The organism is Microvirga sp. KLBC 81 (assembly GCF_003075415.1).
Taxonomy (GTDB): Bacteria; Pseudomonadota; Alphaproteobacteria; order Rhizobiales; family Beijerinckiaceae; genus Microvirga.
In genome coordinates this window covers 39,564-59,410 of the sequence record NZ_QDAH01000022.1, presented here as the reverse complement: position 1 = coordinate 59,410, position 19,847 = coordinate 39,564, and the positions used below count along the sequence as shown (strand labels likewise).

Here is a 19,847-nt window from a genome sequence, read left to right as displayed (position 1 = left end):
AGAACGATGCGCTCTCTCTAGAAGGGAGCATCGGATCAAATCCCGAAAGTGCAAGGCCACTTTTCACGTCCGATGCTCTAGTTAGCAGAAGCCGATCTTTCGACCATATCGACCATACTGACCTTGCTGCGTCTGTCGCGGCGCAGAATATGCCAGCACAGCCCAAAGACGGCGATGAGCGTCAGACCGGCAATCGATAAGGGGCTGGAGCGCCCGGCAATGATAGCTTCCGCCGCTTTGGAGCCGTATAGGGTCTCCAGCCGAAATGATTGCACCAAACCGAAAAGACCTGTGACGAGACTCAGCCCATACAGGGTGAGCCGTTCACTCCCATTCGCCAGACGGAGGAGATCTGGCAGGAGGAGGGCGAGCCCAATTCCGTAGATCGGAAGGTCGTAGTCGTAAGCATAAGGGCTGATAAGGAGGGATCCGATCGCCGTTAAACCAAGCACCTGCCGGAGCGGCATCCCGCGGTAAAGGGCATAAACAATCATAGCGAGTGAGATCGCCGCGACCAGGAACTGCGCGACAAAGGCCACAGTGGCTGGCAGGCCGAGAGTGTAAAGAGCTGCATAAATCGAGACCATCCGGAACAAGGGATACATTCCATGCTCCAAATAAACCCGAGCCTCCTTCGCACCGGCCAGCACGGCTGCCCAGATATCCGTTCCGAACAGGATCGTCACAAGAATGGATGTTGCTATGACAATTGACCCGGCTAGAGCAGCCATACCCCAGCGTCGAGAAAGCAATGTGTAGGTGGCGAAACCGACGGCAAGATGAGGTTTGATCACCATCAATCCCAACGGCAGCCCTGCAATCCTTCGGTCGCTTTGAAGGCCGAGACAGGTAAGGCCAATCAGTGTTCCTGTGAGAAATCCATTCTGTCCGCAGGCAATCGTGATAGCGATAGCTGGAAAAAGAATGATCAGGGTCAGAGGAAGGTGCTCACCTGCAATCCTTCTCAGGGTCGCCAGATAGGCTACAAGGGTTCCGGCCGTGAAAAGGCCGTAGGCCAATCCCCGCGGGAGAAAGGCTAGCGGTGCGATGATCAGGTCGAATTGCGGAGGATAGGTCCAAGGCATGAAGGATTCAGTCCCGGAAGCCGCTTTCTGGGCCTCGAGCATGGCGGCGAAATGATAGGTTTGCTTGATTTCGCCACGCCAGACCATCTGGGCAACGATGTGAAAGACATCGAAATCGACCAGAGGGCGAGGATCGGCACCTTGGGTGAGATTGGAAATCCAGACCATCTTGATCAGGAGCAGCACGGCTAAGGCAAGCCCAATGACCCGAATGTATCTCGCGCCTTTCGCTGATGATGCTCGTGTCGCTTCAATCGTATGGAAAATCATCTGAGAGTGTCTGGCTTGCGGGAGAGTGCAGGCACGTGAGACCCATGCCGAATGCCATACACGATCAGACGGGGTTCGAATTCAACTCGACCATCCGGCCTAGGCTGGAAAGGCGCACTAAGACCGCCTTGTGATGCCAAACCACTGCCTGACCCATGGAGACTGTAGTTCCATAATATAACTTATGCGAATTTGATATCGAGAATGAGGAGGAACTCTTGTCAGGTGCAAGGCTGAGTCCTGCAAGGGTCCCTTCTCTGCCGTCTCATGAGGCTTGAGTCTAACTTTATCGATATCTCGAATTTTCTGGCTTCTTCGGGGTGCACGGCGCCATGCCTTCCAAGGACATATCGATCTGATTGGGTTTGGAGGGCTACCTGCGAGTTCCTCAAATGCCGGTCGCTCTTTTCCCCTCCTGGCCTCCGGTCCTTCGCTGCTCGAACGCTTTTCGGTCGTTGCGGGCAAGATACCGCAGCATATCCGGTTGCACGGGATAAAGGCCGCACGACGCGAGGTTCCAGGTAGCACCGGCATTTTCAATATCGACTTGGTACCGGTCTTGATGGTTGGGAAAGCAGACCTACAAACACGAAGGTACCATTATAACATAAACATGTGACAGGTGCATGGGACCCAACGCCTCCCGCCTGCCGGGCTAAAACTACAAATGGCCAGTAGAATAAGGAGTATACAGGATGAGTTCATATTTTGAGCCAGGCACGTATGCCCTGCAGAATGCGGGCGCTGGCTGGAGCTACACCGTAAACGGCGATACGATGCGCTTTGAGGTGCGCGCAGACGAGCGAGCCAGCTTCGACCCCACACGCGTCGAGCGCTCGGAAATTGCTAGTTACAAAGAGGTTGAATTCAACAGAACCTACACGATGAGTTACAAGATGATGATCGAGCCCGGTGCGGCCAATACGGCCGACTGGATGGTGCTCGGTCAGGTCCACCAATTTGAGGATCCCGACGACCTCGGTTGCAGCCCTCCCTTCGCGATCGAGCTTCAAGGCGAGTATATGCAGCTGGATATACGGACCACGGCTGATGCAATCACATCGACCCCACCCAGTGCCAATATCATATGGAAAGACAGCGCTCCCGTGGAGCGAGGGCACTGGTACGATATAAAGCTTGAGGTGCGCTTCGACCCATTCGGCAACGGCCTTGTGAACATGTGGCGCGATGGGGTGCAGGTGGCCCATTATGAGGGGCCTTTGGGCTACAATGACCAGAGAGGTGGCTACTGGAAGTTCGGGGCATACCGCGAAGCCTCTCAAGAAACAATTGCCGTTCAGTACGCCGGCATTTCCCTCGTGGAGGGGGCCAAATTCGGATCGTCCGGCAATGACCAGCTCTATGGCAGCGTCGGCGACGACACTCTTTATGGCGGCTACGGCAACGACACCCTCGATGGGGCGGGCAGCAACGATATCCTTAAGGGCGGCGCCGGCCGTGACACGCTCAGGGGCGAGACGGGCAACGACCAGCTCTGGGGCGGCTTGAGTAACGACTCTCTGATCGGCGGATCGGGCAAGGACATCTTTGTGTTCAACACCAAGCTCGGTACGGCCACGACCGACCGCACGGTGAATCTGGATACGCTCACCGACTTCAGTGTGCTCTACGACACGATCTACCTGGACAATGCAATCTTCAGGAAGCTGGGCGCTGGATCGCTCAGCAGCCCACGCAAGCTGAATGCGACCCACTTCACGATTGACGCAGCGAAGGACGCCAACGACTACATCGTCTACAACAGCAAGACGGGATATCTGTCTTACGATGTGGACGGTTCGGGTGCGAAGGCGGCGGTTGAGTTCGCAAAGCTCAAGGCAGGTTTTAAGATGACCTGTGCCAATTTCTACGTCGTCTGAGGCGGGCTCATCTGGTTGTATCGAAGCGGCCCCGGCACACCGGGGCCGCTTTTGTTTGGCATGAGGTAAAGGGCCCGGACGGCGAAGTGTCCTCAGCACAGCGCATTTTTGATCTGCAAGATCTCATTTTGCAGGCTCAGAATTTGTGAAACGGCACGCCCTCCCCGACCTTTTATAATGCCTGAGATGCTTTGATCGTCATTTGTCCTGATTCCCCACCGGAATCGGGCTATGAAGCGCCATCGCGAGCAAGGAAATCCGCAATGAAGCCTTCTTCTGATATCGCACGGCTCCTGGAGATCATGGCGGCCCTGCGTACGCCCGGGACAGGTTGCCCCTGGGACCTAGAGCAGGACTTCTCGTCCATCGTGCCCTACACGCTTGAAGAAGCCTATGAGGTCGTAGATGCCATTGAGCGTGGCGATCTGGCGGATCTTAAGGATGAGCTGGGCGATCTGCTGCTCCAGGTCGTGTTTCATGCGCGCATGGCCGAAGAAAAAGGCATATTCGCTTTCCCAGATGTGGTTGAGGCCATCACCCGCAAGCTGATCCGCCGCCACCCTCATGTGTTCGGCGAAACCAAGGATCTAGCCCCGCAACAGGTGAAAACGCTCTGGGACGAGATTAAGCGGGAAGAAAAGGCCGAACGCCGACAGGTTCGGGAGAAGATGGGATTACCGCCAGAAGCCCATGGAGGCGGCTTTCTCGGCGGAATTCCAACTGCCCTGCCCGCACTGACCCGCGCTCAGAAATTGACGACCAAGGCTGCGAAAGTTGGCTTTGACTGGCCAGATCCGGCCCAGGTTATCGATAAAATTCATGAGGAACTAGAGGAGGTTAAAGAGGCATCTTCAAGTGGCGAGAGGGGGCGCATTGAGGATGAGATTGGTGATCTTCTGTTCTCTGTCACCAACCTCGCGCGCCACTTCGGGATCGATCCGGAAACGGCGCTGAGGCGTACAAATGCAAAGTTCGAGCGTCGCTTCGGAGCCGTCGAGGAAGGGCTCAGGAGCCAAGGGCGCAGCCTGAATGGCGCTTCGCTGGAAGAAATGGAAGAGCTCTGGGTTCGGGCAAAGCTTGCCGAGCGGGAAACCTAGAGCATCGTGCGGACCCGAAGGTCCGCGTCAGCGAAAAGTGGATCCGGTTTTCGCTGACGCGGACCTCCGGTTCCGCTCGCAACGATGCTCTCATTCAAGGAGAAAGCATCGGACCCAAAAGTGCAAATCCACTTCTGGGTCCGATGTTCTAGAGCCGTTTCCACTTGCGTGGGATCGGCTCTCTTCCTTGTTCTGCCGCATTTTCTGACGGCGAACCGGATCCACTTCGCCGGAAAATGCTCTAAATCACCCTGGCATTCGAGAAGCGGTTCAGGAAACGGGGCTCCTTGCCGGCAACCAAGCGCACCTGGAGAAGGGTATGCCCAGTCTCCAGGGTCTTGCGCCCCAGAATCTCGGTGTTCTCATGAAGCCAGGCCAAGCCCTGTCCGTCCTCCGGAGCCACGTCGACCTCATAGGTCTTCCTGCCCATGGCGAGGTGCTGCTCGATGGTTTCGAGAAGTTCCGGCACACCCTCCCCGGTCAGGGCCGATATCAGGACCGGCCGCCGCTCTACACCGATGCGGTGTGAGGCATTAGCGAGCCGCTCCCGATCTGCAGGCGAGAGCAGGTCTGCCTTGTTCCAAACCTCGATGATCCTCTGCGTATCATCAGGATCAATGCCAAGCTCACGCAGGACCACGGCCACATCCCCAGCTTGGGCTTCCGTCTCGCCGTGAGAGACATCGCGTATGTGCAGCAGAACATCCGCCTCGACCACGTCCTCGAGCGTAGCCCGGAAGGCCGCCACCAACATGGTTGGCAGATCAGAGATGAAGCCGACCGCATCGGAGAGGATTGCCTTCTCGCCGTGGGGGAGGTCGATGGCGCGCGTGGTTGGATCGAGGGTGGCGAACAGCATATTTTCGGCCAGCACCTCGGCCCGTGTCATGCGGTTAAAAAGAGTCGACTTACCAGCATTGGTATAGCCCACGAGGGCCACGATAGGATAAGGCACCCTCCTCCGGCTTGTCCGGTGCAGCGAGCGGGTTTTGACGACGCTTTCGAGATCCCGTTCGATCCGGTTCATCCGCTCCTGGATCAGACGTCGGTCTGCCTCGATTTGCGTTTCGCCAGGGCCTCCAAGAAAGCCGAAGCCGCCACGCTGACGTTCTAGGTGGGTCCAGGATCGAACCAGACGTCCTTTTTGATAGGACAGATGGGCCAGCTCGACCTGAAGAGTGCCTTCTTTCGTACGTGCGCGCCGCCCGAATATCTCGAGGATCAAGCCGGTTCTGTCGATGACCTTGGCGCCCCAGGCCTTCTCTAGATTTCGCTGCTGCACGGGGCTCAGCGCACAATCCATGACCACAAGTCCGATCTCCTCGGCCCGGATCAGGGCCGCCAGTTCGTCGACCTTGCCGCTGCCGATATAGGTGGCGGGGCGCGGGGATGAGAGCGGAGCGATCAGAGACTGGACCACGGACAGGTCGATGGCCAATGCAAGTCCGGAAGCCTCATCCAATCGCGCTTCAGGCGGACGAGGGTTGGGTGTCTCCCCTTCCGCGTCGCCCATACCTGGCCGGCGTTTGCGGGTCAGATAAGGACCGACCACGAGCGTCTTGGTGCCGGCAGCGACCTCTTTTTCAGGCTCGGCCAGTTCTGCGAGACGGTGTTCCCCCGGAGTGCGCGGTTCAGTCACCTCAAGCCTTTTCGCCAGCCTCGTCGATCTGGTCGAACAATTGGACGGGCTGTCCAGGCATGATGGTGGAAATGGCGTGTTTGTAAACCAGCTGAGAATGACCATCCCTGCGCAAAAGAACGCAGAAATTGTCGAACCAGGTGACGACGCCCTGAAGTTTCACGCCGTTCACAAGGAATATCGTCAGGGGAATCTTCTGCTTCCGGACATAATTGAGAAAGGTGTCCTGCAGATTCTGCGCGCGATCGCCCGCCATTGAAGTTGCCTCGCCAGCCCATCACCGCCGGTCTTGGCTATTGGGCCGCTTGTATATGGTTGTCCGCTATCGTGCGGTCGTTAACCGGCATGCATATTACAGGGCGAAGTTGACCGTTCGGCAAGAGGGCCTCGGCCGTTCTACCCCCTTAGAAGCATATTTTCCGTGGATGAGGGTTTGCGGAAAGTTAATCTTGTTTATCCCGCAACCCTCTCCCGCAAGCGAGAAGGCACCCCGTTAGCCGCCAATACCAAGCGATTTCAGCTTCCGGTGAAGGGCCGAGCGCTCCATCCCAATAAACTCCGCAGTTCGGGAGATGTTGCCGCTGAAGCGGGCGATCTGCGCCAGGAGATACTCTCTCTCGAAGATCTCGCGCGCCTCTCTCAGGGGCAGGCTCATGAGCTTCTCGCCCCCTGCTCCACCGGGTGTCGTCGGCACAAGCGTTCCGATCTCCGACGGGAGCATGTCGGCTGTAATCTCTGCATCCGGATCTCCAGAGCTGAGGATCATCAGTCGTTCAACGTTGTTGCGGAGCTGACGGACATTGCCTGGCCAGTCATGAGACTGCAGAACGGCCATAGCATCCTCCGCAATCCGCCGCTTCGGCAGGCCCGTGGTGGAGGAGATCTGGTTCATGAAGAATTCGATCAACTCCGGCACATCCTCGCGCCTTTCTGCCAGCGACGGCACGCGGATCGGAATAACGCCAAGGCGATGGAAGAGGTCTTCCCTGAAATTCCCAGCCGCGATTTCAGAGGGCAGGTCGCGGCTAGACGAGGATATTATACGAACATCCACGTGAACGCGGGTCGTACCACCCAAGCGTTGGAAGTTCTGATCGACGAGAACACGCAGGATTCGGTTCTGCGTCTCCCGCGGCATATCCGCAATTTCATCGATATAGAGTGTGCCGCCGTGGGCTTCCTCAAGGGAGCCGACACGACGTCCGCCACCCTCCCCGCCTTCGGTGCCGAAGAGTTCGGCTTCCATCGTTTCGGGCGTGATGGTTGCAGCCGTCATCACCACGAAGGGGCCATTGGCTCGGTTGGACATGCTGTGAATGGTGCGGGCCGTCAGCTCCTTGCCGGAGCCTGGGGCGCCTGTAATCAGAATGCGCGCGTTGGTCGGCGCCGCACGCTCCACAGCCTGCCGCAGCTGATTGATCACGATCGATTTGCCGGCAATGCGGTTCGCTTGAACCGAGCGGGATCGTAGATCACGCACCTCTCGCTTGAGACGAGATGCTTCAAGAGCGCGCTCCGCCACGAGAACCAGGCGGTCCGCCTTGAACGGCTTCTCAATGAAATCGTAGGCTCCGGCCTTAATGGCGGAAACCGCCGTTTCGATGTTGCCATGCCCGGAGATCATCACAACGGGCAAGTCGGGATGCTGCGCCTTGATGATCTCCAGCACCTGCAGGCCATCGAGACGACTGCCTTGCAGCCAAATGTCGAGAAAAACGAGATGCGGACGTCGCGCCTCGATAGCCGCCAAGGCCTCATCCGAGGTCCCTGCCGTACGTGTGCGATGGCCCTCATCTTCCAGGATGCCGGCCACAAGCTCACGAATGTCGACTTCGTCATCGACGACGAGAATATCAGCGCTCATAGGCTTGCTCTGCGAGTTTCGTTGCGATCCGAGGTAGCAGAGACCTCTTCAGCAACCTGCTTCGTCTTTGGGATCCACATCCGAACCTGTCCGCCCCGTCCTGCGGGATTATCGACGAGGTCCATGCCTCCCCCATGGTCTTCCAAAATTTTCGCGACGATCGGCAGACCCAATCCGGTACCGCCTTCGCGGGTCGTCATATATGGCTCCAGCAGTCTTTGCCGCCCCTCGACCGGAAAGCCCTTTCCATTGTCGGTCACCGCCAGGATCAGGTAGTCGGGATGCGTGTCATCCAGCACTATAGTGATTTGTGGCTGGCCACGTTCATCTTCCGGAACGGCGGCGATCGCCTCGGTCGCATTCTTGACGATGTTCGTGACCGCCTGCGAGATGAGGCGTCGGTCGAAGGGCGCAACTACCGGCCCGGAAGGAAACTGATCGACGAATTCAATCTCGGGGTGTGCGATCCGCATCATAAAGACTACTTGGCGGATGGTCTCGGCCATATCCTCTTGCCCGATAGTGGGTTTTGGCATGCGCGCAAAGGACGAAAATTCATCGACCATACGCTTGATGTCATCCACTTGCCGCACGATCGTATCGGTACACTGATCGAACACCTCGCGATCCGTGGTGATGACTTTGCCGTATTTCCTGCGGATACGCTCGGCCGAGAGCTGGATCGGGGTCAGTGGATTTTTGATCTCGTGCGCGATCCGCCTTGCCACATCGGCCCAAGCAGACGTGCGCTGCGCAACGACCAGATCCGTAATATCATCAAGCGTGATCACGAGATCGCGTTTGTCGTTGCGCGTCTGTTCGCTCGTCACGCGCACGTTGATAGTCCGCTCTTTCCCCTTCCGGGAAATCTGGATCTGCTCTTGCATCAGGCGCTGGCGTCCCTGGATCATCTCCAGAAGGAGTTTAGTCACCTCTGGCAGAACCTCTGTGATCGGACGCCCAACCAACTCCTCTCGGGATGTTTGGAGCAGCGCCTCCGTGGAGGGGTTCACGATCGTGATCAGGCCTCGTGCGTTGATGCCGATGACCCCCGCTGACACGCCTGCCAAGACGGCCTCCGTAAAGCGTCGCCTACGGTCAATCACTTCACTGGCGGCCGTCAGACCATCGTGCTGTCGGCGCAACTCCGATGTCATCTTGTTGAAGGTCTCGCCCAGGTGGCCGAGATCGCCCTCGCCGCGTTTGACAGGGACCTGAACATAGAAATTGCCAGTTGCCACTTGGTCTGTCGCATGGATCAGCCGCCGGATGGGCGCGACGAGACGATTTGCGAAGTTCAATCCGAACCAAATGGCGGAGAGAAGCACGATGAGTGCAATGAGGGTGAACATGGAGGCGAAGGCAATCTGGATGCCTGCCTTCTTCTGGTCGAGAGCCTGATACAGCGCGACACCAGCTTCCGCGACGGGCGGAAACTCGATAGCCCGGGGATCGACCTCCCGCGCGATATAGAGAATGCGCCCTCCATGCGCCTCGAGCTTGAGGACGGAACGGAAGATGTTGCCGGTTCGCGGAAACAGGCAGAGGGCTTCCTGATTGCTCGCCTCCTGAAGATCCCCCGGTGTTGCGTCTGGAACTCCTTCAAGTTTCTTGGCCTCTATCCGTTCGACGACCGTACCATTGGGTTCAAGGATCATGGCCAGCGGAAAGCCGAGGAAGACGGCACGGGAATTCATGAACTCCCGGAACAGCTTGCGATCCGCATCATAGAGGACCTTGGCACGGTTGAGATCGGCGGCCATCAGCTGCGTCTCACGAGCAAGCGTTCTGCACTGCACTTCTCTATAAGAGCGAGCAATTTCGACCGTGTTGAACATCAGCTCCTTGAGTGAGCCGGTAAACCAGGGATCCAGTCCGCGCTCCAGTGTCACCGTTGCGACGCCCGCGACAAGAATCGCCGGCAGGACGGCAACAAGGCTGAAGAGGCCGACGATCCTGACATGTAGGCCAGCCGCCGCCGCGCCGGCGCGATGCTCACGCACCAGCTTCCTGGCCTGCCAAGCCACGATGCCCAGAAGCAGGACGATCAGGATGCCATTCAGGATGAACAGCCAGACAACGACGTTATGCGTCGGCAGAATGGGCGTCGCGCCAGCGAGCACAAGGAAGGTCGTGAGAGCTGAGCCCAGCGCCGCGAGAACGGCAACATAGCCCAGCCAGCCTAGGCCGCCCTGAGCCTGTTCTGCTATTTGGCGTTGTTCCTGTATGCTCTGGTCGGTCAAGACGTGAGGCCCCACAAAACCGGGCACCTTCGATCCAGCACCCTTTGGAGGGTGATGCACCAACACAACACTGTGGTCAAATTATTACAGCTGTCTGCTCAGGACCGGTTGGTCCGAACCACCATGAGCTCCAGGTCACGCACCTTTTTGCGCAAGGTGTTGCGATTGACCCCCAGGAGCTCGGCAGCGCGAATCTGGTTGCCTCGGGTCGCTGCCAGGGCCGCCCCAATCAGGGGACCTTCGATCTCACGTAAGATTCGGTGATACAGGCCCGGAGGCGGCAGACTGTCGCGGAAACCAGAAAAATATTCCGCCAGGTGCCGCTCGACAGCCTCGGAGAGGCCCTCGGAACCTTGCTGCGCCGGCACAGCGGGTTTGCCCGCCGGCTGGGGAGATAGAAGGGGCTGAGAATCGATCTCCGCATCGATGATCGCACCGGTGATCGTGTCCTGCGGATAGAGCGCAGCGAGGCGGCGAACAAGATTTTCCAGCTCGCGGACGTTCCCAGGCCAGCGATAGCGTTTGAGGCGGTCCATAGCCTCCACGTCAAGCTGCTTGCGCGAAAGCCCCTCCTTCTCCACCAGCATGAAGAAGTGGCGGGTGAGGTCAGGGATGTCTTCCACTCTCTCGCGCAGAGGCGGTAAGCGGAGCGGAACGACGTTAAGCCGGAAATAAAGATCCTCCCGGAACAGCCCCTGCTGGATGAGCACCCGCAGATCCTTGTTGGTCGCGGCAACGATGCGGACGTTGGTCTTAATCGGTACTCGGCCACCAACCGTCGTGTACTCGCCTTGCTGGAGGACACGCAGGAGACGGGTCTGCGCCTCCATGGGCATATCACCGATTTCATCAAGGAACAGCGTGCCACCCTCTGCCTGCTCGAACCGACCGGTATTGCGAGACGTAGCCCCCGTAAAGGCGCCCTTCTCATGGCCGAAGAGTTCGGATTCGATCAGCTCGCGCGGAATGGCCGCCATGTTCACTGCAACGAAGGGCCCCTGGCGGCGCTTGCCATAATCATGCAGCGCCTTGGCTACCAGCTCCTTGCCGGTACCAGACTCACCCGTGATCATTACGGTGAGGTCGGTAGGCATCAACCGCGCCAGCGCGCGATAGATTTCCTGCATGGCATGGGAGCGTCCGACCAGAGGAATGTCCTCATTCTCGACGGGGCTTGCGCTCGAAATCGCCGTCCGGGGACGAGAAAGCGCACGCCCGACGACAGCGACAAGCTCCTTGAGGTCGAACGGCTTAGGCAGATACTCGTAAGCCCCCCTTTCGGAAGCCTTGATCGCCGTCATGAACGTGTTCTGCGCACTCATGACGATGATCGGAAGTTCCGGCCGCAGTTTCTTGATGCGCGGCAGAAGATCGAACGCATTCTCATCGGGCATCATCACGTCGGTGATGACGATGTCCCCTTCGCCTTGTGCCACCCAACGCCAGAGTGTGGCCGCGTTGCTGGTCGACCGAACCTCATATCCGGCTCTCGACAAAGCTTGGTTCAGAACCGTTCTGATTGCAGCATCGTCGTCGGCGAGAAGGATTTGTCCGCTAGGCATGTCTTAGCCTCACTTGTCAGCATCAGCGCCGGGGCTGGCGCGATGCATCGGCAAAAGGATTCGGAAAGTCGTGCGCCTCGGCGCAGGCTCGCACTCAATGATGCCGCCGTGGTCTCCGACGATCTTCGCGACAAGGGCAAGCCCTAAGCCGCTGCCCTGAACCTTTGTGGTGACAAAGGGATCGAAGAGATCGCTCATCAGCTCCGGCGGAATGCCTGGACCGTTGTCGCTGACACTCAACTCGATGGGCAGGCTCACACGTTCCTGCGAGCCCGGAACTTGGAGCCGTACCCCGGTACGAAACGCCGTCGAGAGAGTGATTTCCCCATCAGTCGCATCAATGCCAATCGCTTCAGCTGCATTCTTGACGAGGTTCAGGATGACCTGAACGAGCTGATCTCTGTTGCCAAGGACCGGCGGCAGAGAAGGATCATAGTTCTCGACGAACCGGATGTGACGCGCAAAGCCGGATTGAGCCAGACGCTTCACATGATCAAGAACACCGTGGATGTTGACGGGACCGCGTTCAACTGGGCGTTCTTCGCCAAAAAGCTCCATCCGCTCGACGAGCTTCACGATCCGATCCGTCTCATCGCAGATCAATCGCGTGAGGAGACGATCATCCTCATCGGCTGACTGCTCGAGAAGTTGGGCGGCTCCGCGAATTCCGGATAGCGGGTTCTTAATTTCATGAGCCAGAAGTGCGCCAAGCGCCGTGATCGATCTGGCGGCCCCACGGTGGGTGAGCTGCCGGTTCATCTTATCGGCAATGGTGCGCTCCTGGAGCATCAAAACCACGTTGTTGCTCTCATCTCCTAGCGGAGTCGCGAAAACATCAACGATGCGCTCGGGCCCCAATCGTGGGCTGCCGATGTCAACGCGGTGTTCGCTGACACTGGATCCTCTCTGACGAACATCCTCCACAAGAGCCATGACTGGTGAGCCAAAGGGCAGGAAATCCGTAAGCTTCTGACGCTGCATCATGCGCAGGCTCATCTCGAAGAAGGCCTCTGCCGCCGCATTGGCATGGACGATTCTCTGCTCCTCGCCGATGGTCAGAACCGGCAGCGGCAAGGCATTCACAATGAGGTCATTGATGGCTACCGTCATGCCGCCTCCTTCTTCTGCTGGGTATAAAGGGAGCGCAACAGCGATGTGACGACGCTTGGATCGTCCGATGTGACCAGCCCCGTTCGGACCTGGGGTGAGACATGGAAACCTGCTTCGACAGCGGCCTCCGCATAAGCTGCTAGGTGTTTGCGGGCATGACGGATGCCTACATGTGCACCGTAGAGCGAGAGCAGCCCCTCATAATGCTCCAGGGCCAGTTCAGCCTTCTGCTCTGGAGAGGGCTCGGCAATGACGCGCCCTCGGAGGGCAGCGCCTATCTGGCCCACAATCCAGGGCCTGCCTACGGCCGAGCGACCAATCATGACAGCGTCGGCGTTTGACTGACCTAGACACTCCCGTGCGTCCTCAAGGGAACCGACATCGCCATTGGCGATCACAGGAATGCCGATGGCCTGCGCAACGGGAGCGATAGCCTTCCAGTCGGCCTGCCCTTTATAAAATTGCTGCCGGGTCCGCCCGTGCACCGTCACGGCCTTCACACCAAGAGCTTCGGCTCTCCGAGCGAGCTCGGGGGCATTCAAGGTCGTATGATCCCACCCCAGGCGCATTTTCACCGTTACCGGCACTGAGGTCGCTTGGACTGTCGCCTCGATCAGGCGGCATGCATGATCGAGATCTCGCATCAGGGCAGAACCGGAATAGCCTCCAATCACCCGCTTGGCTGGGCATCCCATATTGATGTCGATGATCCGCGCCCCTGCTCCTTCGGCAACGCGCGCGCCCTCCGCCATCCAATGCGGCTCGCATCCGGCCAGCTGAACGACATGAGGATCGATTCCAGCCCCCTCAGCCCGAAGCTGCGCCTCCTCTGAACCCTGAACAAGCTCATCCGAGGCAACCATTTCAGAGACGACAAGCCCCGCTCCCAGGCGCTTGGCTATCCGCCTGAAGACCACATCTGTCACACCGGAGAGGGGCGCAAGGATCGCTGGCGTCCCAACCTGGATCGGGCCGACCTGAAAACCATCGCCTATTTTTTGATCAAGTTTCATTATGCCTATTTACTAGCCATTCCTGCGTCGGACGCAAGTCCCGACTGGAGGATTTGCCTTATTTTCACGTCACGCTTAGGAGATCAGGTGCCGTGGAGAGCCCACTAGATGTCAGTCGCCGCCTTGATCGTTGCAGCAGGACGTGGATCCAGAGCTGGTGTGGGAATCCCCAAGCAATACCGATTCCTGGGTGGGAAGCCCGTCCTGACCCGAACCCTAGAGGCTTTTGTTAGCCACCAGAGGATTGGGAAGGCGCTTGTTGTGATCCACCCGGATGATCGTCAGCTCTATCAAGACTGCATTGCTGCACTTTCTGCCGAGCATGCTGACCTGCTGCTACCCGTGGCTTATGGCGGCGAAACGCGGCAGGATTCGGTGCGGAATGGGCTGGAAGCCCTGTCGGAGCTGGGTCTGCGCCATGTTCTTGTTCATGATGCCGCGCGTCCTTTTGTAGATGCCTCCCTGATCGACCGAACGCTCGGAGCCGTCCTGAGATGGGGGGCCGTGGTGCCGGGGATCGCCGTTACCGATACGATCAAAGTGATTGGCCCTCAGGGCGAAGTTGTATCGACACCGGATCGCGCAAATTTGAGAGCCGTACAAACCCCTCAGGCGTTCGATTTTGCGTCTCTGCTCGCAGCCCATCGGAAAGCCGCCTTGGACGGCCTCAGAAACTTCACGGATGATGGTGCCTTGGCTGAATGGGCAGGGCTTCCGGTGCATGTCTTTCCAGGGGATATTGGCAATATCAAACTCACCCACGCCACGGATTTTGCTGAAGCCGAGAGGCGCCTGAAAGGCTCGACTATGACCTATGTGACCCGGCTTGGAACAGGGTTCGATGTCCATGCCTTTGGCGACGGTGATCATGTCTGGCTTGGTGGGATCAAGATAGCCCACGACCGAGGTGTCGTGGCTCATTCGGATGGCGACGTCATCCTCCATGCTTTGACGGATGCCCTGCTAGGTGCCCTCGCTGACGGTGATATCGGCACTCACTTTCCGCCAAGCGATCCGCAATGGCGGGGTGCATCGTCCGACCAATTCCTCACTCATGCAGCGGGTCTGGTAAGGAACCGAGGCGGGTTGATCGACCATCTCGACGCAACTCTCCTCTGTGAGAAGCCCCGTCTTGGACCCTACCGAGAAGCCATGCGCGAACGCATTGCCGATATCTGTGGCCTTCGGCTCGATCAAGTCTCTCTGAAGGCCACAACGACGGAGAAGCTGGGTTTCACCGGCCGTGGCGAAGGTATTGCCGCGCAAGCCGCTGCAACGATCCGCTTGCCCGAGGTGTCTCATGAATCCTGACCTGAAGCAGCGCGCGGCGGCGCTCCTCAAGGCTTACGAGCAGAAGGGCCTCAAGATCGCCATGGCAGAATCCTGCACCGGTGGCCTTGTCGCTGCCTTGCTTACCGAGATCGCCGGATCTTCTGCTGTCGTGGAGCGAGGGTTCGTAACTTACTCCAATGAAGCGAAAACAGAACTGATTGGCGTTCCAGCCGATCTGATTGCCGCCCATGGCGCTGTCAGTGAGCCTGTAGCCCGCGCTATGGCGGATGGAGCCCTCGCCCATTCCCGAGCAGATGTTGCGGTCGGCATTACCGGAATTGCGGGGCCGAGCGGAGGCACGGTGACGAAGCCCGTAGGTCTCGTCCATTTCGGACTTGCACGAAAAGGCACTCCCACGATCCATCTGGAGCGTCGCTATGGCAATCTGGGACGAGAATCCGTGCGCCTGAGCGCCGTTGAGGACGCCTTGGCTCTCTTTGAAAAAGCGCTCACGGATTGACGCTTCTCAAGTCGCGAGAGCACCGCGCGCGCCGTAGATCGTGTCCGCCCTTTGCTCAAAGGCGTCCGTGAATTTTCGGAAAGCCTTGTCGAAGACGCTGCCCATGAGGATGCTCAGGGCGAAGCTCTTGAACTCGTAGTTGATGTAAAATTCCACCTCGCTGCCCGCGGGGGTATCGCGAAAGGTCCAGCGATTTTCGAGATGCTTGAAGGGCCCATCCACATATTCGACCTCGATGCGCAGGCGCGGCTCGTCGAGAGTGACGCGGGTGGTGAAGGTCTCCTTGATGGCCTTGTAGCCGACGCTCATGGTGGCGACGAGCGTCTCGACGCCCTCCCCGCTCTGCACGCGCCGGATGATGCGCAGGTCCTCGCACAGAGGCAGAAACTCGGGGTAGCGCTCTACGTCCGCGACGAGCGCGAACATCTGGGCCGGCTTGTGCTTGACGGTTCGCGTCATGCGAAAGGTCGGCATTCAGGCGGCCTCCTTGGCAGGTGTGAGAGCGGCCTCCAAGGCCGGAACTTCAGAATGTGAGCGCAGCACGAACGCCCGCTGGTCGGAGCGAAGACGCTCCAACATCCGAGCGGTCTTAGGCCGCATCTTTTCCGGATACGACCAGATCCAGCGCATAAAGGACAGGTCTAAACGCTCTGGACCGGCAGAGCCGAGGTCCGGGCGCTCCCGGCCGTAACTCCTCGCGACACGCCACAGGACACCGAGCGCACAGCGCCACCGTGGCAGATCGAGCCAAACGATGGCCGTGGCGCGGGGTACGCGGATGTCGAAGGTGCTGGCGTAATTCCCGTCCATAACCCAGGCAGGCCGATCAGCGAGAGCCTTTACATGTTCGCGCCATTCGGGCCGTGGCGGCATCGTCCATCCCGGACCGAAATATTCCCGGTCAAGGTGGATCAGCGGCAGGTTGAGCCGCTCACTGAGGCGCCGCGCCAGGGTGCTCTTGCCCGCACCCGGGCTACCGATGACGAGAATGCGCTGCATGCCCCATCCGAAGCTTTAGCCGAGCTTGGCGAGACGGGCCGCCTTGAGCCTGGCAAAGTCCTCTCCCGCGTGATGCGAGGAGCGCGTCAGCGGGGTCGAGGAGACGAGGAGGAAACCCTTGGCATAGGCGGTGGTTTCATAGGCCTTGAATTCGTCAGGCGGGACGAAGCGGATCACGGGGTGGTGCTTCTTCGTCGGCTGGAGGTATTGGCCGATGGTCATGAAATCCACATCCGCAGAGCGCAGGTCGTCCATGAGCTGAAGAACCTCGTTCCGCTCCTCGCCAAGGCCGACCATGATGCCGGACTTGGTGAAGATGGTGGGATCGAGCTCCTTCACCTGCTGGAGCAGGCGGATGGAGTGGAAATAACGCGCGCCGGGGCGAACCTTCAGGTACTTCGACGGCACGGTTTCGAGATTGTGGTTGAAAACGTCGGGCTTGGCCGCAACGACAGCCTCGAGCGCACCGGGCTTCCTCAGGAAGTCGGGGGTCAGGATCTCGATGGTGGTCTTCGGGCTGCGGGCGCGGATGGCGGCGATCACATCCGCGAAGTGCTGCGCGCCGCCATCGGCGAGGTCGTCACGGTCCACGGAGGTGATGACCACGTGCTCGAGGCCGAGCTTCTCGACGGCCTTCGCCACATTCTCCGGCTCATGCGGATCGAGGGCTTCCGGCAAGCCGGTCTTCACGTTGCAGAAGGCGCAGGCGCGGGTGCAGGTGTCGCCCATGATCATGAAGGTGGCGTGCTTCTTCTCCCAGCACTCGCCGATATTGGGGCATCCGGCCTCCTCGCAGACGGTGACGAGCTTGTTCTCGCGCACGATGCGGTTGGTCTCGGCCCATTTGGGCGAGCCCGGGGCCTTCACGCGGATCCAATCGGGTTTTCGGCTCTGAACAGGCTGGTCCGGCCGGTGCGCCTTTTCCGGATGGCGGGGGCGGTTATCCTTGTTCAGAAGGTCGAGAACGACGGCCATGAAGCTAAACCTTTTAAAGGAAGGAACTCTGCCCTTCCGGTTGCGCCTGATTTAAGGGTTTTGCCGCCCTTTCGCAAATGCTCAGATTCCGGGACACATCCCTCAAAACAGCATGGCAGGTCGATCCCAAGCGTTCCAATATCCCCTTTCGTCATCACCGGCCCTGTGCCGGTGATCCCGTTGGGCTATGCGGACGCCCTCCGATCGAGATGGCCGGTACAAGCCCGGCCATGACGTGGAGGATCTCGGGAACTGTCCCTTGCTCGCCTCAATCCGTGGTCACCGCCGTCTCGATATCGGACGGGTCGATCTCCTGCTTGAGGCCGGCATTGAGCTTCTCGCGGTCGAGCTCCCCCTCCCACCAGGCGACGATGACGGCGGCCACGCCGTTGCCGGTGATGTTGGTGAGCGCCCTCACCTCGCTCATGAACTTGTCAATGCCGAGGATGATCGCCATGCCGGGCACCAGAGCCGGGTTCACGACGGCGAGCGTCGCAGCGAGCGTGATGAAACCCGCGCCCGTCACGCCGGTCGCCCCCTTCGAGGTGAGCAGCGCCACGAGGAGAATCGTGAGCTGCTGGCCGAAGGTGAGGTCGATGCCGAGCGCCTGCGCGATGAACAGGGTCGCAAGGGTCATGTAGATGTTGGTGCCGTCCAGGTTGAACGAATAGCCCGTGGGCACCACGAGGCCGACGACCGACTTGGAGCAGCCCAGCCGCTCAAGCTTCTCCATGAGCTGCGGCAGTGCGCTCTCGGAGGAGCTGGTGCCAAGCACGATCAGAAGCTCGTCCTTGATGTAGGCGAGGAACTTGAAGATCGAGAAACCCGCGATCCGCGTGATCAAACCCAGCACGACGAACACGAACAAAGCCGCCGTGGCGTAGAAGGTGGCGATCAGCCCGAACAGGCTGCCGAGCGCAGAGGGACCATAGCGGCCGATGGTGTAGGCCATGGCGCCGAAGGCACCGATGGGCGCGGCCTTCATGACGATGGCGATCACGCCGAACATGGCGTGGGCCACGTCGTCGATGGTGCTGCGCAGCGTCGCGCCGCGATCGCCCAGCACGAGCAGCGCGAAGCCGAACAGGATGGCGAACAGCAGCACCTGGAGAATGTCGCCCGCCGCGAAAGCGCCCACCACGCTGTCGGGGATGATATGGAGCACGAAATCCACCGGTTTCTGCTCGGCGGCCTGCTTCGCGTAACCCGCCACCGCTCCCGCGTCGGGCGTGCCGGAAAAGCCTGCGCCCGGTTTCACGAGGTTGCCGACGACAAGGCCGATGATGAGCGCGAAGGTGGAGACGACCTCGAAATAGACCAGCGCCTTGATGCCGACGCGGCCTACCTTCTTCGCGTCCTGGATATGGGCGATGCCGGACACGACGGTGCAGAAGATGATGGGTGCAATGACCATCTTGATGAGCTTGATGAAGCCGTCACCCATCGCCTTGACCCAGTCGTTCCTGGCAATGTCCGGCGCGAGCCAGCCGAGAAGCGCGCCAAGCAAGATAGCGATCAGCACCTGGATGTAGAGCTGCTTGTACCAGGGCTTGCGGGCGCGGACGGGAGCCTCGGCATGGCCGGCGGCGGCAGGAATGGACGTCATCGCAATGAGCCTCTGTGAGATGGATCAAAAGCCGGCCATCCGGTGGGTCAGACCGACCAGGAGTGGGCGTGCATGCCTTTAGCTCCTCCCTGCCGAACGCGCCCTGTGACCTTTTGAACGGTTAACGCCTGAATTTCAGCAAAGTCCCAGGCTGACGCGAGTGGGTTGTCTTGGTTGTCCCTAACCGTCATCCCCGGACTTATTCCGGGGATCCACGTCTTTGAACCGCAGTGTCGCTTAAGACGTGGATGGCCGGGACTGATCCCCGGATCGAGTCCCGGGGACGGCCATGACGGCTAGGCCCCTATTGAGCCGTCCTGCTCAGCGCCTGAGTTGTGCCTTCATGCCCTCTCCCCGCGAAACAGGGCCGCGATGCTTCTGCGCCGTTCGGCCCAGCGCGTCCGATATTCGGGCATGGCGTCCAGCACCGCATCGGCGAAGAACTTGCGCCGCTCGAAATAGCATGGTGGGCCATAGCCGCCCTGGCAGCGCTCCGCCCGGCGGCAAGCGTGCTTGCGGCAGGTGGCGGGAACGTCGAGCACATCGGCAAGACGCCGCAGGGCGTCGTCGCAATCGGGCAGCGTGGACAGATAGTGCCGGACCCGGCTCATGAGGCAGCCTCCTATGGCAATGAATGGAGCAAAGGAATTTTGGGAAATAGACGAGCGCCTTCGGGCTCCGGGCCGAAACAGCCGAAGCCTGAAAGGGAAAC

The 19,847-nt window shown here is 59.3% G+C and carries 17 protein-coding genes; 4 read left to right on the top strand and 13 right to left on the bottom strand.

Annotated elements, in window-relative coordinates:
• Nucleotides 1-77: 77 nt before the first annotated feature.
• Complete coding sequence (locus tag DC522_RS15445; RefSeq protein ID WP_116529569.1) at nucleotides 78-1,355, bottom strand: glycosyltransferase family 87 protein; 1,278 nt, start codon at nucleotides 1,353-1,355, stop codon at nucleotides 78-80.
• Between the two features lie 695 nt (nucleotides 1,356-2,050).
• Between DC522_RS15445 and DC522_RS35410 the strand changes: the two genes are divergently transcribed.
• Entirely contained in the window at nucleotides 2,051-3,235 is a 1,185-nt protein-coding gene (locus DC522_RS35410; RefSeq protein ID WP_116529568.1) for a heparin lyase I family protein, read from the top strand.
• A 263-nt stretch (nucleotides 3,236-3,498) separates the two neighbouring features.
• Nucleotides 3,499-4,332 carry a nucleoside triphosphate pyrophosphohydrolase gene (gene mazG, locus DC522_RS15435; RefSeq protein WP_116529567.1) on the top strand — a complete coding sequence of 278 codons (834 nt, stop codon included), beginning with the start codon at nucleotides 3,499-3,501 and terminating at the stop codon, nucleotides 4,330-4,332.
• Nucleotides 4,333-4,573: 241 nt separating this feature from the next.
• On the opposite strand, the gene hflX is transcribed toward mazG, so the two are convergent.
• From hflX to dusB, 7 genes are all read right to left on the bottom strand, one after another.
• A complete protein-coding gene (gene hflX / locus DC522_RS15430) occupies nucleotides 4,574-5,971 on the bottom strand; it encodes a GTPase HflX (RefSeq protein ID WP_116529566.1) in 1,398 nt (465 codons plus the stop codon).
• 1 nt (nucleotide 5,972) lies between these two features.
• Entirely contained in the window at nucleotides 5,973-6,227 is a 255-nt protein-coding gene (gene hfq / locus DC522_RS15425; RefSeq protein WP_009491222.1) for an RNA chaperone Hfq, read from the bottom strand.
• A 237-nt stretch (nucleotides 6,228-6,464) separates the two neighbouring features.
• Nucleotides 6,465-7,835 carry a sigma-54 dependent transcriptional regulator gene (locus DC522_RS15420; RefSeq protein WP_116529565.1) on the bottom strand — a complete coding sequence of 457 codons (1,371 nt, stop codon included), beginning with the start codon at nucleotides 7,833-7,835 and terminating at the stop codon, nucleotides 6,465-6,467.
• The gene (locus tag DC522_RS15415; protein ID WP_116529564.1) at nucleotides 7,832-10,078 is read right to left on the bottom strand and encodes a PAS domain-containing sensor histidine kinase; all 2,247 of its coding nucleotides are present in this window, start codon (nucleotides 10,076-10,078) and stop codon (nucleotides 7,832-7,834) included. The genes DC522_RS15420 and DC522_RS15415 overlap by 4 nt, the downstream gene beginning before the upstream one ends.
• A 98-nt stretch (nucleotides 10,079-10,176) precedes the next feature.
• On the bottom strand, nucleotides 10,177-11,640 hold the full coding sequence (ntrC, locus tag DC522_RS15410) for a nitrogen regulation protein NR(I) (protein WP_116529563.1): 1,464 nt from the start codon (nucleotides 11,638-11,640) through the stop codon (nucleotides 10,177-10,179).
• A 9-nt stretch (nucleotides 11,641-11,649) separates the two neighbouring features.
• Nucleotides 11,650-12,750 (bottom strand): nitrogen regulation protein NR(II), encoded by a 1,101-nt coding sequence (locus DC522_RS15405; RefSeq protein WP_116529562.1) that lies wholly within the window; start codon nucleotides 12,748-12,750, stop codon nucleotides 11,650-11,652.
• The gene (dusB, locus tag DC522_RS15400; protein ID WP_116529561.1) at nucleotides 12,747-13,763 is read right to left on the bottom strand and encodes a tRNA dihydrouridine synthase DusB; all 1,017 of its coding nucleotides are present in this window, start codon (nucleotides 13,761-13,763) and stop codon (nucleotides 12,747-12,749) included. The genes DC522_RS15405 and dusB overlap by 4 nt, the downstream gene beginning before the upstream one ends.
• 108 nt (nucleotides 13,764-13,871) lie before the next feature.
• Here dusB and DC522_RS15395 point away from each other — a divergent pair, with 108 nt between their 5' ends.
• Together DC522_RS15395 and DC522_RS15390 are read left to right on the top strand one after the other, a co-directional pair.
• Nucleotides 13,872-15,074: a bifunctional 2-C-methyl-D-erythritol 4-phosphate cytidylyltransferase/2-C-methyl-D-erythritol 2,4-cyclodiphosphate synthase gene (locus DC522_RS15395; RefSeq protein WP_116529560.1), complete on the top strand. Its 1,203-nt coding sequence runs from the start codon at nucleotides 13,872-13,874 to the stop codon at nucleotides 15,072-15,074.
• Nucleotides 15,064-15,555 carry a CinA family protein gene (locus DC522_RS15390; protein ID WP_116529559.1) on the top strand — a complete coding sequence of 164 codons (492 nt, stop codon included), beginning with the start codon at nucleotides 15,064-15,066 and terminating at the stop codon, nucleotides 15,553-15,555. Before DC522_RS15395 ends, DC522_RS15390 begins: the two co-directional genes overlap by 11 nt.
• A 6-nt stretch (nucleotides 15,556-15,561) precedes the next feature.
• On the opposite strand, the gene DC522_RS15385 is transcribed toward DC522_RS15390, so the two are convergent.
• The 5 genes from DC522_RS15385 to DC522_RS15365 all read right to left on the bottom strand — a co-directional run bounded on the left by DC522_RS15385 (nucleotide 15,562) and on the right by DC522_RS15365 (nucleotide 19,746).
• The gene (locus tag DC522_RS15385; protein ID WP_116529558.1) at nucleotides 15,562-16,029 is read right to left on the bottom strand and encodes a type II toxin-antitoxin system RatA family toxin; all 468 of its coding nucleotides are present in this window, start codon (nucleotides 16,027-16,029) and stop codon (nucleotides 15,562-15,564) included.
• Complete coding sequence (locus tag DC522_RS15380; RefSeq protein ID WP_116529557.1) at nucleotides 16,030-16,554, bottom strand: AAA family ATPase; 525 nt, start codon at nucleotides 16,552-16,554, stop codon at nucleotides 16,030-16,032.
• A gap of 15 nt (nucleotides 16,555-16,569) precedes the next feature.
• Nucleotides 16,570-17,529, bottom strand: coding sequence for a lipoyl synthase (lipA, locus tag DC522_RS15375; RefSeq protein WP_116529556.1), 960 nt, complete (start codon nucleotides 17,527-17,529; stop codon nucleotides 16,570-16,572).
• Between the two features lie 268 nt (nucleotides 17,530-17,797).
• Nucleotides 17,798-19,135 (bottom strand): dicarboxylate/amino acid:cation symporter, encoded by a 1,338-nt coding sequence (locus tag DC522_RS15370; protein WP_116529555.1) that lies wholly within the window; start codon nucleotides 19,133-19,135, stop codon nucleotides 17,798-17,800.
• 341 nt (nucleotides 19,136-19,476) lie between these two features.
• Nucleotides 19,477-19,746, bottom strand: coding sequence for a hypothetical protein (locus DC522_RS15365; RefSeq protein ID WP_116529554.1), 270 nt, complete (start codon nucleotides 19,744-19,746; stop codon nucleotides 19,477-19,479).
• Nucleotides 19,747-19,847: the final 101 nt, after the last annotated feature.